Genomic DNA, 19144 nt, shown 5'->3' on the forward strand with positions numbered 1-19144 from the left:
AGTGACGCAATGCAGAGAGCTTTTATCGCTAAATCAGGGGATTTGATGCTGATGTGCCGGATGCGATGCTGCGCATCCGGCATAAAGAAGGTTAGTAACGTGAAGGTACGCCTTCCGGGCGCGTTTTGAAGCGGCGATGCAACCACATGTATTGTTCTGGCGCCATCATGATGCATTTTTCAACCACTTTGTTCATCCATGCGGCGGTGGTTTCAGCGTTATCCAGAGGCGGTGAACACTCTGGCGGTAGCATGATCAACTGATAACCTTTGCCGTCCGGCTTACGACGAGGGACAAATGGCACCAGACATGCGCCGGACATTCGTGCCAACATCCAGGTGCCGCTAGTGGTTGCCGCCTGCTCAACAGCGAACAATGGCACAAAAACGCTCGAGCGCGGACCGTAATCGTGATCCGGCGCATACCAGACGACTTCACCTTTTTTAAGTGCTTTAATCATCCCTTTTAAATCTTTGCGATCGAGCATCGATTTATTCGAACGCAGGCGGCCCCAGGTTTGCAGCCAGTCGATCAATGGATTGTCATTCGGGCGATAAACCCCGATCCCCGGCTCCTGCATTCCAAATTGTCGTGCACCGAGTTCCAGCGTCAGAAAATGGATGCCAACTAACAGGATGCCACGCTTTTGCGCCTGCACGTCACGGACATGCTCCATGCCGATAACTTCCGTCCAGCGGGCAACCCGACTTTCTGGCCAGAACCATGCCATGCCGGTTTCCATCAGTCCCATGCCAACGGATTCAAAATTCTTAATCACCATCTGCTGGCGCTCTTGTTCGCTCATTTCCGGGAAGCACAGTTCCAGGTTGCGATGCACAATTTTGGCGCGTCGTTTCATTAAACGTAACGCCAGTCGCCCCGTCGCAATGCCAAGGCGGTAGATGATTGGGTAGGGTAACTGAACGACTAACCAAAGTACGCCAATACCCAACCAGGTTAACCAATAACGCGGATGAAGCAGTGCGGTGGAGAACTTGGGTAGATTCGTCATATCAATCCTGTCTTTCAACCTATACGGGCAATTGTATGTATTGTCGCATTTTTTCGCCCTCAACCAAAATTTGAGGCTGAAGACTGGGCGAAAATGCCGCGCATGTAAACTATTAATAATTTTTAATGCGCAAATGTAGCGTAAAATGTGTGGATGTTAATTTGCGATTATTGCTATATCATGCGCCGGATTTTACTTTCCCACCTCGCAGGAACCGTACACCATGCCAGTGTTACACAACCGAATTTCCAACGACGCACTGAAAGCCAAAATGCTGGCCGAGAGTGAACCGCGCACCACCATTTCGTTTTATAAATATTTCCATATTGCCGATCCTAAAGTGACCCGCGATGCTTTATATCAGCTATTTGCTTCGTTGAATGTTTTTGGCCGGGTCTATCTGGCACATGAGGGGATCAACGCGCAAATTAGTGTACCAGCGAGCAACGTCGAGACATTTCGTGCACAGCTTTATGCTTTTGATCCTGCGTTAGATGGTTTACGCCTGAATATCGCGTTGGATGATGATGGGAAATCCTTCTGGGTGCTGCGCATGAAGGTCCGCGAGCGGATTGTCGCCGACGGGATTGACGATCCTCAATTTGATGCCACTAATGTCGGGGAATACCTGCAAGCGGCGGAAGTGAATGCCATGCTTGATGATCCCGATACGCTGTTTATCGACATGCGCAACCACTATGAATATGAAGTCGGCCATTTCGAAAATGCGTTGGAAATTCCGGCTGATACCTTTCGTGAACAACTGCCGAAAGCGGTTGAGATGATGCAGACGCATAAAGATAAAAAAATCGTCATGTACTGCACTGGTGGCATTCGTTGCGAAAAGGCCAGTGCCTGGATGAAGCATAACGGCTTTAATAAAGTCTGGCATATTGAAGGCGGCATTATTGAATACGCCCGTAAGGCGCGTGAACAAGGCTTACCAGTGCGTTTTGTTGGCAAAAATTTCGTTTTTGACGAACGGATGGGCGAGCGCATCTCTGATGAAATTATTGCACATTGCCATCAGTGCGGCACGCCATGCGACAGCCATACCAACTGTAAAAATGATGGCTGTCACTTGCTGTTTATCCAGTGTCCGACGTGTGCTGAGAAATTCAAGGGGTGTTGTAGTGAGATTTGCTGCGAAGAGAGCGCGTTACCGCCAGAAGAACAGCGACGCCGTCGAGCCGGGCGAGAAAATGGCAATAAAATCTTCAATAAGTCGCGGGGACGCCTGAATACGACACTGGGCATACCTGATCCTGCGGAATAAACATCATTGCCGGATGCGCGTCATCCGGCAACATTTCAGCATTATTTCTGCTGTACACCTTCCACCGAAATAATCAGATCAACTTCCTGAGAGGCCGGACCTAAATCTGACTTGATATTGAAGTCTTTCAGCTTAATTTTACCTTCAGCTTCGAAGCCTGCACGTTTACCACCCCATGGGTCGTCGCCCTGACCAATCAACTTCGCTTCCAGCGTTACTGGTTTAGTTACGCCATTCAGTGTCAGATCACCTGTGATATCCAGCTCGTCACCGTCTTTTTTTACGCTAGTGGACGTAAAGGTTGCCTGCGGATATTTTGCTGTGTTGAGGAAATCCGCGCTGCGCAGATGTTTATCGCGCTCGGCATGGTTGGTATCTACGCTGGTGGTGTTAATGGTGACATTGACTTTATCGGCAGCCGGATTCTTTTCATCAAACGTAAAAGTACCGTCGAAATCTTTAAAAGTGCCGTAAACCCAGCTGTAGCCCAGATGTTGAATGCGGAAATTGACAAAGGCGTGCTGGCCTTCTTTGTCAATTTTGTAATCGGCAGCGATAGCTGAACCGGCAGAGAACAACAGGGAAGCGAAGGTTAAACCAAGCAGGCTTTTTTTCATTTTTTATACTCCATAGTCAGATGACGACTTTCCCAGAATGCGCTTCAGGGTGTCGTCTTTATCGATGAAATGATGTTTCAGCGCCATAAATCCGTGCATAACTGACAGGACGACGACACTCCAGGCAAACCAGAAATGTAGAGCGCCTGCTAAGTCAGCTTGCGTGCCTGCGTCGGCAAGCGTTGCGGGGATTTCAAACCAACCAAAGATGCTGATGGGTTTGCCATCGGCGGTCGAAATAAGGTAGCCGCTCAAGCCAATAGCAAAGAGCAAAAGATAAAGTGCCAGATGGCCTGCTTTCGCTCCGTAACGTATACCGGGGGAATAGCTTTTCAGTGGGCCAGGCGGAGGAGAAATTAAACGCCAGAGAACGCGAATAACCAGCCCCATCATTAATAGAATACCGATGCTTTTATGCAACTCTGGCGCCTTATGATACCAACCGTCGTAATAACTTAACGTTACCATCCACAAACCTAAAGCAAACATGCCATAGACAATAATTGCCGTTAGCCAATGCAAAGCGGCAGAAATAACACCATAGCGTTGAGGGGAATTTATGAATTGCATAACTGCATCCAGAACATATTCACGAGGTAATGAAAATGGCCTGTCATGAGATGAATTGCAACTTAAAAACAACAATCCGAATGATATTTATTTTTATTTCAATAATTTTGATTTAATAATGAAAGAATCTTCATAAGTTTAGTGGTTCCAGGCTGAGGGATGTCTGGTGAATGCTGTTGCGACTGGAATAAGCTTATTCAAATTTTCACGCCAAATGAAAGGGAAATTAAATTTTTGTCAGTTTGTGTCAGCGCCTGGTGATTAAAAATAAAACACATAGATCAGATCCATAATCGCCAATACCCCCCAGAGAAAAAGATAAAGCATGAGATGTTCGCGAATATTATTGATGAGATAGTTCACCAGGCGACGCATTAAAAGCTCCTGTAAAAACGGCCTCAACTTAGAGGCCGTGATGATGATTATTGGAAGCGGGAAAGCCGGAATGGCGTTAAATCAAAATCGATTTTTTTGTCTTGCGCAAAATCAGCGGCTATTTCCCCTAATACCGAAGCAAATTTAAAGCCATGCCCACTCAGGCCGGTAATCAGTAGCGTATTAGCGTGTCCTGGTAGGGTATCGATAATAAAATCTTCGTCAGGCGAATTATCATAGGTGCAAGCAGCGCCATACAGGCAGCAGCCGATACCTGGCAACACACTACGTAAGAATGGGAAAGCTTCGGAACCGTCACTGTCGATTTCCGCAAACAGAACACGTTCATCCGCTGAATGAATGACCTGACCACCGTTATGTTTCCCAATCTTCAGAGCATCGTTTTCCGCCGGAAAACCGTAGTATTGATCGCCATTGGGCAATTCACCGGTAAAGGCCGGGAATTTATTCTTCACGCTATAGCGGCCATCGGCCTGATACCAGGCGAATACTTTACGTACGGGCTGGATGGGCAGTTCTGGTAGCAGCTCTTTTACCCGGGTACCTGCACAGACGATCGCTTTCTTCGCCTGGTACTCGCCGTCCGCCGTTTCAATAGTTACGCCGTTATCGTCATGACGAATTGCGGTGACCGGACAGTTAAACAGTTGTGCGCAGCCAGCTTCATTCGCCAGTTTGATCCAGGTTTTAATCGCCAGTTCGCTGCGTAAAAAACCGGAATCGGCCTCAAATAGCCCGATATAGTTGTCAGGGACGCGTATTTCCGGCCAGCGGGCCATAATTGTCTGTGCATCCAGTTTTTCGACGTTGAGTTGCCATTGTTCCGCGCTGTGGGCGACATTGGCGAGAAACTCGGAGTCAGCAGGGCCGAGGTTGATGACGCCGGAGCGCACAAAAACGGGGTCTTCTTCGTTGTGACGGGAGAGTTCTTCCCACAGGGTTTGCGCACGGAGTACTAGCGGGACATACTTTTCGCCTTCGCCATAAGCATGGCGAATTAATCGTGTATCTCCGTGGTGGCTGCCGTGTTGATGTGGCGGCATATGGCTGTCGGTCATCAGCACTTTCAAACCGGCCTGGGTGGCATAATACCCGGCTGCAGCGCCTACGGAACCGCTGCCAATAATGATGAGATCGTATTTCATTTTTTTCTCTCTGCTCTCATGGTTTAAGCAGAGTAAATAAGTAACAAACGATATACAACCCAGAAATAGTAAAGGCACCGTTAAGGTGCCTTTTGGGTGGATGGTCATGTCATGTTAATGACGCCGATACTCATTGACATGGAAATCACCAGATTCAATTTTGGCGATTCCTGCTTCTAATATCGAAATAAATTGTCTGGCAACATCAGTAGTTAACCAGAGTGTCTGACCAACTTCAGTCCCTTCCTGCTCGGACTTATTTGGGGTCTGGTAGTGCAAACGCAACATCAGCGCATCATAGCTATCAACGGTGCTGATGTCCCACCCTACGAGCGGATGAGTCTGAATGACTTCATTGTTTTTTTCCATCATGGCCCCCTAATTCGTGTTACTAGACAACGTTATTCGAGGTTCAATGCGTTTTTATCTGAAGCAACTTCAGTATATCAATAAATATGGGTATTCACCGAAATTTTAAAGGGGTAGTGAGATATTTTTTTGCTTTTAAGATTTATATGAACAATAAAACAGCATGTCGTTCATATTTTTTTAGCATATTGTGCAATTATTTTGAGGGAGTGTAAAATTTGTACGAACAATCTTAAAATATAAAAAAGCCGGGGCGACCCGGCAAAAACAAACATCACTGCATATTATTCGCTAACAAACCAGTCATCGGCGCTTTCCCACGTTTCTTGTAGAATTTCGCTAATGCGCTGTTTATCTTCTTTTGTTGCGCCAATAACCGATAAATTATTTGCCGCAGCATATCGTACCGATACGTGACCTTCATTGTCCGGAAACGCATACTGAATACGACGAGAAAGTTCACCCGCCAGAGCGTCAATGGCCCCAGTGGGTAGTGGAGAAGTTTTCGCTATGGTGACTTCAATTCGCATAATAGCCCCCTGTTGAATATACTGGTTATTTATACAGGCAAAATAAGCTAAAGACAACAGGTGGCTACGTTTTTTATTGCTTAAAAGACCAACGTACAGTTTCCCCTGCCAGGAAAGGAACAAGCGTGTCGTCTGTCAGAGCGATGCTATCAGCAATTTGCTGTTCTTCGCGTATCAGCTCAATAAACGATTCATTGACCGGTAATCCATAGAATTTCGGCCCGTTTAAAGAACAGAATGCTTCAAAATGCTGTAGTGCATTCATCTCTTCAAATACGGTTGCATAGCTACCCAGCGCCGATGGCGCATTAAAGCAACCTGCACAGCCGCAGCTACTCTCTTTACGATGACGGGCATGTGGCGCGGAATCGGTACCCAGAAAAACGCGATCAAAACCACTGGCGACCAGCTCACGCAGCGCCTGTTGGTGAATATTGCGTTTGAGGATCGGCAGACAGTAGAGATGCGGACGCACACCGCCAACCAGCATATGGTTACGGTTAAACATCAGATGCTGGGGAGTAATGGTGGCGGCCAATAGTTCATTTCCGTCACGAACATAGTCAGCAGCATCTTTGGTGGTGATGTGCTCGAAAACGACTTTCAGCGCGGTCAGGCGCTGGCGTAGTGGCTCCATGACCGTCTCAATAAAACGCGCTTCACGGTCAAAAATGTCGATGTCAGCATGGGTCACTTCACCATGCACCAGCAGCGGCATACCGATTTTTTCCATGCGCTCAAGTACTGGCATGATTGCGTCAACCGACGTCACGCCATGGCTGGAGTTGGTGGTGGCGTTCGCGGGGTAAAGTTTTGCGGCGGTGAACACGCCTTCGTTGAATCCACGCTCCAGCTCATTGGGGTCCAGCGAGTCTGTTAAATAACAGGTCATCAGCGGGGTGAAATCGTGTCCGTCCGGTACGGCGTCAAGGATACGTTGGCGATAAGCCACAGCAGCCTCAACTGTTGTTACAGGCGGTGCCAGATTGGGCATAACGATGGCCCGACCATAGGTTTCGCTGGTATACGGCACGACAGTTTTTAACATGTCGCCATCGCGGAGGTGAAGGTGCCAGTCGTCTGGGCGGCGGATCTTTAATACCTGGGATGGTGCAGTCATTAATTTCTATGCTCCGGCTGAAGGGATGTTTTTGCCGGACACAAAGGATAAGCGGAAACGTTTTCCTTTGCACGAAAAATAAAGGGCGCAAATACGCCCTCGTAATTAATCAGTGAACGGAATGACTATTTCACCTGGTTTCACTTCAATGCCTTTTGCCAGTTTTTTAGCCATTGCTTCGCCTTTGCTGCCATCTTCGCGCAGGATGTAAGCCGGCTGCTGGTTAAAGTAATTGCGTAATGCCTGATTCAAATAGGGAAGTAACGTTTGCATCACGGTTTGCATTTTTTCCGGCTGCACGGTCGCGTCGACCACTTCCATCTCTTTCAGGAAGATGGCGCCTTTCTCTTTATCAAACACAGGCAGCGCTTTCAGCTTCAGTTTCATGGTTGCTTTTTGGCTACCGAACAGAGAGTTCATATCCAGATTGGCGTCCCCGGTTAGGGTAACCTTATTAGGTTCTTCACGACCAATTTGGCTGGTCAGGTTTGTCAGAACTATATGGGCGTCAGCCACGCCGGGCAAACCGATATCTTTTGAGAAATTATTATGTTTCGCAAGCGACTGGTTAATCTCTTGTTCGGTGATGGTGTATTGGGTGAGTTGATTACAGCCAACGAGCAGGCCACTGACGATTAATGCAGCGGCAAATAAAAACTTGTTCATGGTAGTCCTCGACATGAAATCTGCGTCAATATCCTGACACAACGCAGCATGTGTCACCAGCGATAAACTCGCCAGCAGAAAAAACTGAAAACAGCGGCAACCCGCGAATACAGGCTGCCGCGGCAGGCCAGGATTAAATCGCCATTGATGATAGCAAATTGATTTGCGTCTGTTTGGCCATGTTATCGCGGTAATCAGCGACGCGGCTTGGCCAGTTTATTCCGGCAACCAGCGTCAGATTACGCAGCAGCGGAAAAAGTTGAATGTCATCTTCCGAAAGCTCGCCATTCACGGCGTTTGGCTTGACGATGAGTTTATCCAGTGCACGTAAATCATCGCTGATATTTTTAATTAACCCATCAGAATGTGAGAGAAGCTCGGCAAAATTACCCGCGCTGACCTCTTTCTTGTCGATGAAGTATTTGCGTGCGGCGGGAGTAGAAAACTCATCAAACGCCGATTTGGCAAAACGCGGCAACAGCAGTTTATTGGCATAGCCGTTGACCTTGCGCAGCCACTCTTCAATGGCAGGGGAGCGTTTACCCGTCAGTAACGGTTTGCCGTCGAGCTTATCCACATAGTGAACAATGTCCATGCTTTCTGGCATATAGCGGCTGTCATCTTTTTGCAGAATAGGAACCTGTTTTTGACCGACCATCCGGGTGGGTGTTTCTGCATCGTCGTTGAGCAGAACGTGTAATTCGACGGGGATATTTTTCAGGCCGAAAATCATGCGGGCTTTGAGGCAGTAAGGGCAGTGATCGTAAATATATAGCTTCACGTGACTCCTCCATTTGGCTGTCAGTTCACTTTCAGTATGGAGGAGTCAGGGGGGAGTATCAAATCAGGCGTCGTGTTCCAGCAACCGACGCGCGGCACGTTTATGGCTAAATTGCCAGCCCAATGCAAGGAAGGTGATGAGGCCAATAACGCCCAACATCATCCACGGCAACTCCGGTTGTTGCGTGGATTTACCCAGGTCAAACAGCCAGCCGCCGCCGATATAGCCAATAGCGCCGCCTATCGCCAGGCCCAGCCGACTAAACCCCATATAACTGCCACGCGCTCGTGCATCCGCTAACGAGGCGCTAAGAGTTTCACGCGCAGGTTCGGCAATGATCGAGCCAATATAAAACAGACAAATCAGGGTGAAAAGTTGTTGCAGGCCACTGACCATGCCCACGGGTATCATGCTTAATGACATCACCAGTAGCCCCGCCATCAACCGGTGTTCCAGACGAAAACGCTTTTCGCTCCAGCGGGCGATAGGGTAGAGCAACGTTAACGACAGACACGCTTCGATGGCATACATCCATTTAACGGCAGAGGGCGCTCCGGCTACGTCGTTGACCATAATCGGCAGCATCAACATCACCTGCACCGCCAGCATGTAGTAGCCCGCGAGTGTCAGGACATAGGTGACAAAACGTTTATCGCGCATCACGCGGGTCATGCCTTCGCGGACTGGCGTGCGAACGGTAGAGAGTTTCCACGCAGGCAACAACCAGGCGTTAAACGCTGCACACAATACAAACAGAATTGCCCCCGTGGCGCAGACCAGGCGAAAATCGTATTGCAATAACCAACTCCCCAACAGCGCGCCAATGACCGCACCGGCACTGTCCTGCATCATCAACAGGGAGAAAAAACGGCCCCGTTGTTCCGGACGAATTAATTTCACCACCAGCGCCGAACGCGGCGGATCAAATAACGTACCGCCGAGGCCCGAGAGCAAACAAGAAAACCACAGCATCCAGGGCTCATGGGCGATGCCCATGGTGGCGAATCCGGCGGCGCGCATCAGCATACCGGTAACGATCATCGGTTTAGCGCCAAAACGGTCGGCAATAGCACCGCCGAAAATGCCTAATCCTTGCTGAATGAACTGACGCAGACCGAGGGCAATACCGACCATTACGGCGGCCCAGCCCATTTGATCAACGAAGCGGATAGAGATCAGCGGGAAGACAACAAAGAACCCCAGCACGACCAGCATATTATCGACGAGAAGGAAATATTTACCCAGGTTCCTCGCCTGCGATACGCGCGACATTTCCCCTCCCGGGAAATAAAAGATGAGCACTTTCTATTCTGCATTGCTGCTAAGATTTTTCCCATCATATCGGGGACAATATTTTTTTATCAAAACGTCGCTTTGATAGAGAGTTTTTATCAAATATGTGAATAATGCAGAAAATGGTATTTTGGACTTTTCACAGGCTCTGGTTGCGCAGGTATAGTAATACTTACAGCGTATTAAAGACGTTACGGGAAGGAGTAGGTATAGAATGTTTGGCTATCGCAGTAACGTGCCAAAAGTGCGCTTAACCACCGACCGACTGGTCGTGCGTCTGGTGCATGAACGTGATGCCTGGCGACTGGCGGATTATTACGCAGAGAATCGCCATTTCCTGAAGCCCTGGGAGCCGGTGCGCGATGAAAGCCACTGCTATCCTTCAGGCTGGCAGTCCAGGTTAAGCATGATTAACGAATTTCATAAACAGGGCTCAGCCTTTTACTTTGGATTATTTGATCCAGATGAGAAAGAGATTATTGGCGTAGCCAATTTTTCCAATGTGGTACGCGGCTCTTTTCACGCCTGTTATCTCGGTTATTCGATCGGACAAAAATGGCAGGGTAAAGGACTGATGTTTGAAGCTCTGACCGCCGCCATTCGCTATATGCAACGTACCCAACATATTCATCGCATTATGGCCAACTATATGCCGCACAATAAACGCAGCGGTGATTTGCTGGCGCGGTTGGGGTTTGAAAAAGAAGGCTATGCGAAAGATTATTTGTTGATTGATGGAAAATGGCGCGATCACGTACTGACGGCATTAACCACCCCGGACTGGACGCCCGGCCGCTAAGGAGAATTTCATGAAGTATCAACTTACCGCACTGGAAGCCCGTGTGATTGGCTGTTTGCTGGAAAAACAGGTGACGACGCCAGAGCAATACCCGCTTTCCGTGAATGGCGTGGTAACGGCCTGTAACCAGAAAACAAACCGTGAACCGGTAATGAATCTGAGCGAATCCGAGGTACAGGAGCAACTGGATAATCTGGTAAAACGCCATTATCTGCGCACGGTGAGTGGCTTTGGTAATCGAGTCACCAAATATGAACAGCGTTTCTGCAACTCTGAGTTTGGTGACCTGAAACTTAGCGCCGCGGAAGTCGCATTAATTACCACCTTGTTGTTGCGAGGCGCTCAGACGCCGGGTGAACTGCGCAGTCGCGCGGCGCGGATGTATGAATTCAGCGATATGACGGAAGTAGAAACAACGCTGGAACAACTGGCTAATCGCGAAGATGGGCCTTTTGTTGTTCGTCTGGCTCGCGAACCGGGTAAACGCGAAAGCCGCTATATGCATCTTTTCAGTGGCGAGGTGGATGATCAGCCTGTGCTTACAGAAACGTCGGACGCGGTTGGTGGTGATTTACAATCCCGCGTCGAAGCCCTGGAAATCGAGGTGGCAGAACTGAAACAGCGTCTTGATTCGTTGCTGGCCCATCTGGGAGATTAACGTGAAAAAATTACGTATCGGCGTAGTGGGTTTAGGCGGCATCGCGCAAAAAGCATGGCTGCCAGTGCTGACAGCGGCGTCTGACTGGACGCTACAGGGGGCGTGGTCGCCAACGCGTGAGAAAGCCATCTCAATTTGTGAAAGCTGGCGCACTCCTTACGCCGATTCGTTATCTAACCTTGCCGCCAGTTGCGATGCGGTATTTGTCCACTCCAGCACCGCCAGTCATTTTGAGGTGGTCAGTGCGTTATTAAATGCAGGTGTACATGTCTGTGTCGATAAACCGCTGGCGGAAAATCTGCGCGATGCCGAGCGACTGGTTGAACTTGCAGCGCGCAAAAAACTGACACTGATGGTCGGCTTTAACCGTCGTTTCGCGCCGCTGTACTGTGAGTTAAAAACGCAGCTTGCCAGCGCAGCCTCGCTAAGAATGGATAAACATCGTACCAATAGCGTCGGGCCACACGATCTTTATTTCACCTTGCTGGATGATTATCTGCATGTGGTTGATACCGCGTTGTGGTTGTCTGGCGGCAATGCAACTCTCGAAAGCGGTACGTTGCTGACCAATGAGTCTGGCGAAATGCTGTTTGCCGAGCACCATTTTTCGGCAGGTCAGTTACAAATCACCACCTGTATGCATCGTCGTGCCGGAAGTCAGCGTGAAGCGGTGCTGGCAGTGACTGAAGGGGCATTAATCGACATCACCGATATGCGTGAATGGCGTGAGGAGCGTGGGCAGGGCGTGGTGCATAAACCGATTCCTGGCTGGCAAAGTACCCTCGAGCAGCGTGGATTTGTCGGTTGTGCGCGCCATTTCATTGAATGCGTGCAAAATCAGACAGTTCCGCAAACCGCGGGTGAACAGGCGGTGCTGGCGCAGCGCATCGTTGATAAGATCTGGCGCGATGCGATGAGTGAATAAACCCTGTAACATCTGGCGGTAGCAATTCACCATAATCCAGGTAGACTATTCGCCTCTTTCAGCGCCTGCCTTGCAGGCGTTTTGCCGTGGGTCTGGATTAGAACACCGATGAATTTATTAAAATCGCTGGCCGCCGTCAGCTCGATGACCATGTTTTCGCGTGTGCTTGGCTTCGCACGCGACGCTATTGTCGCCAGAATCTTTGGCGCAGGGATGGCAACCGACGCCTTTTTTGTCGCGTTCAAACTTCCTAACTTGTTACGCCGTATCTTTGCTGAAGGGGCATTCTCCCAGGCTTTCGTGCCGATTCTGGCGGAATATAAAAGCAAGCAGGGCGAAGACGCCACGCGGGTCTTTGTCTCTTATGTCTCTGGTCTGCTGACACTGGCGCTGGCGGTTGTGACGGTCGCCGGCATGCTCGCCGCGCCGTGGGTGATCATGGTAACCGCGCCGGGCTTTGCGGATACTGCCGACAAATTCGCACTTACCAGCCAGTTATTACAGATTACTTTTCCTTATATCTTATTGATTTCACTGGCATCGCTGGTGGGGGCAATTCTGAATACCTGGAACCGTTTCTCGATTCCGGCATTTGCCCCAACATTGCTCAACATCAGCATGATTGGCTTTGCGCTGTTTGCAGCGCCGTACTTTAATCCACCCGTGCTGGCGCTGGCGTGGGCAGTTACGGTGGGCGGCATCCTGCAACTGGTTTATCAGCTACCGCATCTGAAGAAGATTGGCATGTTGGTATTGCCGCGCATTAACTTCCACGATGCCGGGGCGATGCGCGTAGTGAAACAGATGGGGCCGGCGATTCTTGGCGTCTCTGTTAGCCAGATTTCCTTAATCATCAACACTATTTTTGCCTCATTTCTTGCCTCCGGCTCGGTGTCATGGATGTATTATGCCGACCGTTTGATGGAGTTTCCGTCCGGTGTACTGGGCGTGGCGCTGGGGACCATTTTGCTGCCGTCGTTGTCGAAAAGTTTTGCCAGCGGTAATCACGATGAATACAACCGTCTGATGGACTGGGGGCTGCGTCTTTGTTTCCTGCTGGCGCTGCCAAGCGCGGTGGCGCTGGGCATCCTCTCCGGTCCGTTAACTGTTTCGCTGTTCCAGTACGGTAAATTTACCGCCTTTGATGCGTTGATGACCCAGCGGGCGTTAATTGCCTACTCGGTAGGTTTGATTGGCCTGATTGTGGTGAAAGTGCTGGCTCCGGGCTTTTATTCACGGCAGGACATTAAAACGCCGGTGAAAATTGCCATCGTCACGCTGATTTTGACGCAATTGATGAACCTTGCATTTATCGGCCCGTTGAAACATGCCGGACTGTCGCTTTCCATTGGTCTGGCGGCGTGTCTGAATGCTTCGCTGCTTTACTGGCAGTTGCGTAAGCAGAAAATCTTTACCCCACAACCCGGCTGGACTGCGTTTCTGCTGCGTTTACTCGTGGCGGTTCTGGTGATGTCTGGTGTGCTTTTAGGCATGTTGCATATTATGCCGGACTGGTCGTTGGGCACTATGCCCTGGCGTTTACTGCGTTTGATGGCGGTCGTTGTCGCGGGAATTGCAGCATACTTTGCCGCACTGGCCGTGTTGGGCTTCAAAGTAAAAGAATTTGCTCGTCGTACTGCTTAACGTAGAATTCCGGCCTGCATCGCAGGCCGGAGAAAATCTTCAAATAGAAATCTTTTTACCACCGCGCCAGGGTGTTGAGGTCTGACCGTTCGCCCCGTACAGTGTCGGCTCCTGATGCGGTTTCAGCATTTCCAGTGCCTGTTGATTGCGCTCAATCTGCCCTTCCAGTAGCCAGCCGTTATGCTGATTTAACTGGCGCAATTGCTGCGTTTTCTCGGTGATTTCCTGCCAGCATTGCGCAATATCTTCACTTATTTCTGTATCCGGTGCCTGTCGACGCAGCTGTTCCAGGTAATCCAGAGTCGCCAGCATTGAGCTTTTTTGTTCTGTAATATGTTGCAACTGGCTACCGGTGAACTGCCCCATAGAGAGATGTTGCTGCTCCTGGACCATCACTATATTAAGCTCGTTAAGCACCACAGACATCTGGTTGAGAATCTCAGCAAGACGCGGCATCTGATTATTTACTCATTAAATCTTGTTGCACTTCGTTGATCAGCGCATCGGCAATTTTGCCGACATCCATTTTTAGTTCACCATTACGAATCGCCAATTTTAATGCTTCAACGCGTTCAAGATTGATATCACTGCTGCCCGGTTGCATCAGTGTTGCCTGCGCATCGCTTAACTTGACGTTAGTACTGGCGGTAGCCGTCGTTTTTGCTGCGCGGGTATTGGCTACCGGAGCGTCACTGGTTTCACGTGGCTGAACGGTGCTTACAGGCTTCAGGGGGGAAGTGCGGTCAATACTCATGGTTTATTCCTCATTGAGGGCGCTTTATCATTTGTTGCTTATTTATCGGCAATGGACGGGCAATCTTTAATAGCTTACAGGTTTATAAGAATATTCCCATCGGCATCCACTACGCCACTGACTACTTGACCCGATATCATTCTCACGCGGGCCTTTTGCGCGACAGAAGCGTTATTCAGCGCCAGACCTTCAGCATTTGCACTGAACCCATCGCCACTGGCAATCACGTTAACACGTTGTCCTGCTTTTACCCGCCAGGCCTGACGCAGCATAGTCAGCTGTATAGGTTGTTCGGGGACCAAATCGCGCAGGCTAACCGCATCAACCAGTTGATTAGCATCCAGAACGGTACGCGGCGGTAGTGTATCCAGTCTGCCACGTTTAAGTTTTACACTGCCTGCGTCAAGCTTTCCCCCACGCACAACTGGCATTGCTGCAACAACATAATTCCCTGTCGCCTGTACATTCACTTGCACGTAATGCTTATCGTTGCCACAACGTGCCAGCACATTCACATTGCCCCACAGGCGGGCGTTATTAGTCATGGAAAGCAGCGGCTGTTCGCATGGCGGCAATAAATTGGGTGCAGTACGAATAGAAACGTGGACCTCATCACTTAGCCCTGCAAGTTGTGCAACGAAAAAGGTTTGCAATTGTGAGGGGAAATCGCCAGCCGCACTAAGTGGACTGAACAACATCGTGATGATCGCCACACAGCGCATTATTGTCAGCATTTTTGCCCCCGGCCATTTTCACAGCCTGAATTGTACCCGTACGCAATGACCATCAACGGCATAAATAGCAACCCATTTTGCTTTTATTCCGCCGATAACGCGCGCGTAAAGTCTTTAAGCTGACGGCAGAATTTTGATATCTGCGGAGGAGATATGCTCGATAAGCTCGACGCCGCCTTACGTTTTCAAAAAGAGGCACTCAATCTGCGCGCCCAGCGTCAGGAAGTGCTGGCGGCAAATATCGCCAATGCCGATACCCCTGGTTATCAGGCGCGCGATATGGATTTTGCCAGTGAACTTAAAAAAGTGATGCAGCGCGGGAGAGATGAAACCAGCGTGGTCGCGCTGACGTTGACCTCGTCGCAGCATATTCCAGCACAGGCGTTGTCACCTCCTGCCACAGAATTGCAATACCGTATTCCGGACCAGCCTTCATTGGACGGCAATACCGTGGATATGGATCGCGAACGCACCCAGTTTGCCGATAACAGCCTGCAATACCAGATGAGCCTTAGCGCGTTGAGCGGACAAATCAAAGGCATGATGAACGTATTACAAAGCGGAAATTAACGGATGGCACTGCTGAATATTTTTGACATCGCCGGATCGGCGTTAACCGCTCAGTCTCAGCGTCTGAACGTGGCTGCCAGCAACCTGGCCAACGCCGACAGCGTGACGGGGCCAGATGGTCAGCCCTATCGGGCAAAACAGGTGGTGTTCCAGGTGAACGCCGCGCCAGGGGCAGCGACGGGCGGAGTCAAAGTGGCTGACGTGATTGAAAGCCAGGCCCCGGACAAACTGGTCTATGAACCGGGTAATCCGCTGGCGGACGCGAAGGGCTACGTGAAAATGCCAAACGTCGATGTGGTAGGCGAGATGGTTAACACCATGTCGGCGTCGCGCAGCTATCAGGCCAACGTTGAAGTACTCAATACGGTGAAAAGCATGATGCTGAAAACCCTCACGCTCGGTCAATAAAGGAGAAAGTCATGTCCATTGCGGTAACCACCACCGATCCGACAAATACCGGCGTCAGCACTACCAGCAGTAGTTCGATTACGGGCAGTAACGCCGCCGATTTACAGAGCAGCTTTCTGACGTTGCTGGTGGCGCAACTGAAAAACCAGGATCCGACCAATCCAATGGAAAACAACGAGCTGACGTCACAACTGGCGCAAATCAGCACGGTCAGCGGGATTGAAAAGCTCAACACCACACTCGGTTCGATTTCCGGGCAGATTGATAACAGCCAGTCGCTACAGGCCAGCAACCTGATTGGTCACGGCGTGATGATCCCCGGCACCACCATTCTTGCCGGTACTGGCAGTGAAGAAGGGGCGGTGACCACCACCACGCCGTTTGGTGTTGAACTGCAACAGGCCGCAGACAAAGTGACCGCAACCATAACCGATAAAAATGGCGCAGTTGTGCGCACCATTGATATTGGTGAGCTCAGCGCCGGAGTCCACAGTTTCACCTGGGACGGCACGTTGACTGATGGTACGACCGCGCCGAACGGTTCTTATAACGTGGCAATTAGTGCCAGCAACGGCGGTACGCAGTTGGTTGCCCAGCCATTGCAGTTTGCGCTGGTACAGGGCGTGATTCGCGGCAATAACGGTAACACGCTGGATCTCGGCACTTACGGCACCACCACCCTCGACGAAGTACGGCAGATAATTTAAGCCTTCACATTTCAGGAGTCAGTCATGGCCTTTTCTCAAGCGGTTAGCGGATTAAACGCTGCCGCCACCAATCTCGATGTCATTGGCAACAATATCGCCAACTCCGCCACCTATGGCTTTAAATCCGGCACGGCTTCTTTTGCTGATATGTTTGCTGGTTCGAAAGTGGGACTGGGGGTAAAAGTTGCTGGCATCACTCAGGATTTTACCGATGGCACGACCACAAATACTGGCCGTGGCCTGGACGTCGCTATCAGCCAGAACGGTTTTTTCCGTCTGGTAGACAGCAACGGTTCGGTGTTTTACAGCCGTAACGGGCAATTCAAACTGGATGAAAACCGTAACCTTGTGAATATGCAAGGTTTACAGTTGACCGGGTATCCGGCAACCGGTACGCCTCCGACCATTCAGCAAGGGGCGAATCCAGGCAGTATTTCGATTCCAAATACCTTGATGGCGGCGAAGTCCACGACCACGGCGTCTATGCAGATTAACCTTAACTCCAGTGATACGCTTCCTACCGTTACGCCATTCAGCGCCAGTGATGCCGATAGCTATAACAAAAAAGGTTCGGTAACGGTGTATGACAGTCAGGGTAATGCCCATGACATGAGCGTCTACTTTGTGAAGACGCAAGATAATACCTGGGATGTCTACACCCAGGATAGTAGTGCTCCAAACAGCATTGCAACGATAGCGACAACACTGGAATTTGATGCCAATGGTGTTCTGACGTCGGATCCAACAAAGGATATTACCACTGGCGCGATTAACGGCGCGGAACCTGCGACATTCTCCCTCAGCTTCCTCAACTCTATGCAGCAAAACACCGGCGCTAACAATATTGTGGCAACCACCCAGAACGGTTACAAACCGGGCGATCTGGTGAGTTATCAAATCAACGATGACGGCACGGTAGTCGGGAACTATTCGAACGAACAAACCCAATTGCTGGGTCAGATTGTGCTGGCCAACTTTGCCAACAACGAAGGGCTGGCATCAGAGGGGGACAACGTCTGGTCTGCAACGCAATCTTCTGGTGTAGCGCTGCTGGGAATCGCCGGGACCGGCAATTTTGGCGCACTGACCAACGGCGCCCTGGAAGCGTCTAACGTCGATCTCAGCAAAGAACTGGTCAATATGATTGTCGCCCAGCGTAACTATCAGTCTAACGCCCAGACCATCAAAACTCAGGACCAGATCCTCAACACGCTGGTTAACTTACGCTAATTGCTGACGGGATAGCTCGATGGATCACGCAATCTATACCGCGATGGGCGCCGCCAGCCAGACGCTGAATCAACAGGCGGTGACCGCCAGCAATCTGGCGAATGCCTCCACTCCCGGTTTTCGCGCGCAGTTAAACGCCTTACGTGCGGTGCCGGTGGAAGGGCTTTCTCTGCCCACACGCACTCTGGTGACGGCATCTACGCCAGGTGCAGATATGACGTCCGGCAAGATGGATTACACCTCGCGTCCCCTGGATGTTGCGTTGCAGCAGGATGGCTGGCTGGCCGTGCAGACCGCTGACGGCAGCGAGGGGTATACGCGTAATGGCAGCATTCAGGTTGATCCCGGTGGACAACTGACGATTCAGGGGTATCCGGTGATTGGCGAAGCGGGGCCGATTGCCGTGCCGGAAGGGGCGGAAATTACTATCGCCGCCGATGGCACCATTTCGGCGCTCAATCCGGGCGATCCGGCAAATACCATTGCGCCAGTAGGACGGTTGAAACTGGTGAAAGCCATGGGCAGTGAAGTGCAGCGTGGTGATGATGGGATCTTTCGTTTGAGTGCGGAAAGTCAGGCCTCGCGTGGTCCGGTGTTACAGGCTGACCCAACGTTACGGGTGATGTCGGGCGTGCTGGAAGGTAGCAACGTCAATGCCATTTCGGCAATGAGCGACATGATTGCCAGTGCGCGGCGTTTTGAAATGCAGATGAAGGTAATAAGCAGCGTCGATGATAACGCTGGTCGCGCCAACCAACTGCTGTCGATGAGTTAATTGAAAGGATAAATGACAAGCATAAGTTGCCCGAAGCGCAAGCTTATCGGGCCTACGGGATAAATCGCAATTTATTGATTTTGCGAGCTCTTGTAGGCCGGATAAAGCGTTTACGCCGCATCCGGCAAGAAGACAGATGCGATTTGTCAGCAATCCACTACAGGA

Annotated in this window: 24 protein-coding genes; 10 read left to right on the plus strand and 14 right to left on the minus strand. The window is 50.3% G+C overall.

Annotated features, from left to right (window positions below; genetic code table 11):
* Window positions 1-91: 91 nt before the first annotated feature.
* Complete coding sequence (gene lpxL, locus FEK66_RS16435) at window positions 92-1012, minus strand: kdo(2)-lipid IV(A) lauroyltransferase (RefSeq protein WP_130205487.1); 921 nt, start codon at window positions 1010-1012, stop codon at window positions 92-94.
* A gap of 223 nt (window positions 1013-1235) precedes the next feature.
* Between lpxL and FEK66_RS16440 the strand changes: the two genes are divergently transcribed.
* Window positions 1236-2288: a rhodanese-related sulfurtransferase gene (locus FEK66_RS16440; protein ID WP_130205489.1), complete on the plus strand. Its 1053-nt coding sequence runs from the start codon at window positions 1236-1238 to the stop codon at window positions 2286-2288.
* 41 nt (window positions 2289-2329) lie between these two features.
* Here FEK66_RS16440 and FEK66_RS16445 read toward each other — a convergent pair whose 3' ends face one another.
* From FEK66_RS16445 to mdtH, 10 genes are all read right to left on the minus strand, one after another.
* Complete coding sequence (locus tag FEK66_RS16445) at window positions 2330-2905, minus strand: YceI family protein (protein WP_064528519.1); 576 nt, start codon at window positions 2903-2905, stop codon at window positions 2330-2332.
* A 3-nt stretch (window positions 2906-2908) separates the two neighbouring features.
* On the minus strand, window positions 2909-3475 hold the full coding sequence (locus FEK66_RS16450; protein ID WP_130205491.1) for a cytochrome b: 567 nt from the start codon (window positions 3473-3475) through the stop codon (window positions 2909-2911).
* A 261-nt stretch (window positions 3476-3736) separates the two neighbouring features.
* A complete protein-coding gene (locus FEK66_RS16455; RefSeq protein ID WP_001253741.1) occupies window positions 3737-3850 on the minus strand; it encodes a YceO family protein in 114 nt (37 codons plus the stop codon).
* A gap of 47 nt (window positions 3851-3897) precedes the next feature.
* A complete protein-coding gene (solA, locus tag FEK66_RS16460; RefSeq protein ID WP_135493726.1) occupies window positions 3898-5016 on the minus strand; it encodes an N-methyl-L-tryptophan oxidase in 1119 nt (372 codons plus the stop codon).
* Window positions 5017-5130: 114 nt separating this feature from the next.
* Entirely contained in the window at window positions 5131-5385 is a 255-nt protein-coding gene (bssS, locus tag FEK66_RS16465) for a biofilm formation regulator BssS (RefSeq protein WP_000414435.1), read from the minus strand.
* 284 nt (window positions 5386-5669) lie between these two features.
* The gene (gene dinI / locus FEK66_RS16470; RefSeq protein ID WP_001217771.1) at window positions 5670-5915 is read right to left on the minus strand and encodes a DNA damage-inducible protein I; all 246 of its coding nucleotides are present in this window, start codon (window positions 5913-5915) and stop codon (window positions 5670-5672) included.
* Window positions 5916-5988: 73 nt separating this feature from the next.
* The gene (pyrC, locus tag FEK66_RS16475; protein ID WP_130205495.1) at window positions 5989-7035 is read right to left on the minus strand and encodes a dihydroorotase; all 1047 of its coding nucleotides are present in this window, start codon (window positions 7033-7035) and stop codon (window positions 5989-5991) included.
* 105 nt (window positions 7036-7140) lie between these two features.
* Window positions 7141-7701 carry a lipoprotein gene (locus FEK66_RS16480; protein ID WP_064528527.1) on the minus strand — a complete coding sequence of 187 codons (561 nt, stop codon included), beginning with the start codon at window positions 7699-7701 and terminating at the stop codon, window positions 7141-7143.
* A gap of 133 nt (window positions 7702-7834) precedes the next feature.
* Window positions 7835-8482 (minus strand): glutaredoxin 2, encoded by a 648-nt coding sequence (gene grxB / locus FEK66_RS16485; RefSeq protein WP_130259666.1) that lies wholly within the window; start codon window positions 8480-8482, stop codon window positions 7835-7837.
* Between the two features lie 63 nt (window positions 8483-8545).
* Entirely contained in the window at window positions 8546-9754 is a 1209-nt protein-coding gene (gene mdtH / locus FEK66_RS16490; RefSeq protein ID WP_131162252.1) for a multidrug efflux MFS transporter MdtH, read from the minus strand.
* A 235-nt stretch (window positions 9755-9989) separates the two neighbouring features.
* Between mdtH and rimJ the strand changes: the two genes are divergently transcribed.
* The 4 genes from rimJ (at window position 9990) to murJ (ending at window position 13801) form a co-directional block, all read left to right on the plus strand.
* Window positions 9990-10574, plus strand: a complete 585-nt coding sequence (gene rimJ / locus FEK66_RS16495; RefSeq protein ID WP_135493728.1) for a ribosomal protein S5-alanine N-acetyltransferase — start codon at window positions 9990-9992, stop codon at window positions 10572-10574.
* A 10-nt stretch (window positions 10575-10584) separates the two neighbouring features.
* Window positions 10585-11232 (plus strand): YceH family protein, encoded by a 648-nt coding sequence (locus tag FEK66_RS16500; RefSeq protein ID WP_064528533.1) that lies wholly within the window; start codon window positions 10585-10587, stop codon window positions 11230-11232.
* A 1-nt stretch (window position 11233) separates the two neighbouring features.
* Window positions 11234-12157 carry a Gfo/Idh/MocA family oxidoreductase gene (locus FEK66_RS16505; protein WP_135493730.1) on the plus strand — a complete coding sequence of 308 codons (924 nt, stop codon included), beginning with the start codon at window positions 11234-11236 and terminating at the stop codon, window positions 12155-12157.
* Between the two features lie 108 nt (window positions 12158-12265).
* On the plus strand, window positions 12266-13801 hold the full coding sequence (murJ, locus tag FEK66_RS16510) for a murein biosynthesis integral membrane protein MurJ (RefSeq protein WP_130205507.1): 1536 nt from the start codon (window positions 12266-12268) through the stop codon (window positions 13799-13801).
* 39 nt (window positions 13802-13840) lie between these two features.
* On the opposite strand, the gene flgN is transcribed toward murJ, so the two are convergent.
* The 3 genes from flgN to flgA form a co-directional block, all read right to left on the minus strand.
* Window positions 13841-14257: a flagella biosynthesis chaperone FlgN gene (gene flgN / locus FEK66_RS16515; protein WP_130205509.1), complete on the minus strand. Its 417-nt coding sequence runs from the start codon at window positions 14255-14257 to the stop codon at window positions 13841-13843.
* Between the two features lie 4 nt (window positions 14258-14261).
* On the minus strand, window positions 14262-14555 hold the full coding sequence (gene flgM / locus FEK66_RS16520; RefSeq protein WP_130205511.1) for a flagellar biosynthesis anti-sigma factor FlgM: 294 nt from the start codon (window positions 14553-14555) through the stop codon (window positions 14262-14264).
* Window positions 14556-14629: 74 nt separating this feature from the next.
* The gene (gene flgA / locus FEK66_RS16525) at window positions 14630-15289 is read right to left on the minus strand and encodes a flagellar basal body P-ring formation chaperone FlgA (RefSeq protein ID WP_135486303.1); all 660 of its coding nucleotides are present in this window, start codon (window positions 15287-15289) and stop codon (window positions 14630-14632) included.
* Between the two features lie 153 nt (window positions 15290-15442).
* Here flgA and flgB point away from each other — a divergent pair, with 153 nt between their 5' ends.
* Genes flgB through flgF form a run of 5 tightly spaced genes read left to right on the plus strand, consistent with a single transcriptional unit; the run spans window position 15443 to window position 18979 of the window.
* Window positions 15443-15859, plus strand: coding sequence for a flagellar basal body rod protein FlgB (gene flgB, locus FEK66_RS16530; RefSeq protein WP_135493732.1), 417 nt, complete (start codon window positions 15443-15445; stop codon window positions 15857-15859).
* A 3-nt stretch (window positions 15860-15862) separates the two neighbouring features.
* Window positions 15863-16267, plus strand: a complete 405-nt coding sequence (gene flgC, locus FEK66_RS16535) for a flagellar basal body rod protein FlgC (RefSeq protein WP_001196460.1) — start codon at window positions 15863-15865, stop codon at window positions 16265-16267.
* A gap of 11 nt (window positions 16268-16278) precedes the next feature.
* Window positions 16279-16974 carry a flagellar hook assembly protein FlgD gene (flgD, locus tag FEK66_RS16540; RefSeq protein WP_064528545.1) on the plus strand — a complete coding sequence of 232 codons (696 nt, stop codon included), beginning with the start codon at window positions 16279-16281 and terminating at the stop codon, window positions 16972-16974.
* 24 nt (window positions 16975-16998) lie between these two features.
* Window positions 16999-18204, plus strand: a complete 1206-nt coding sequence (gene flgE, locus FEK66_RS16545; protein WP_135406384.1) for a flagellar hook protein FlgE — start codon at window positions 16999-17001, stop codon at window positions 18202-18204.
* Window positions 18205-18223: 19 nt separating this feature from the next.
* On the plus strand, window positions 18224-18979 hold the full coding sequence (gene flgF / locus FEK66_RS16550; RefSeq protein ID WP_130205519.1) for a flagellar basal-body rod protein FlgF: 756 nt from the start codon (window positions 18224-18226) through the stop codon (window positions 18977-18979).
* Window positions 18980-19144: the final 165 nt, after the last annotated feature.

Origin of the sequence: Escherichia sp. E1130 (genome assembly GCF_005781065.1) — a bacterium.
GTDB lineage: Bacteria > Pseudomonadota > Gammaproteobacteria > Enterobacterales > Enterobacteriaceae > Escherichia.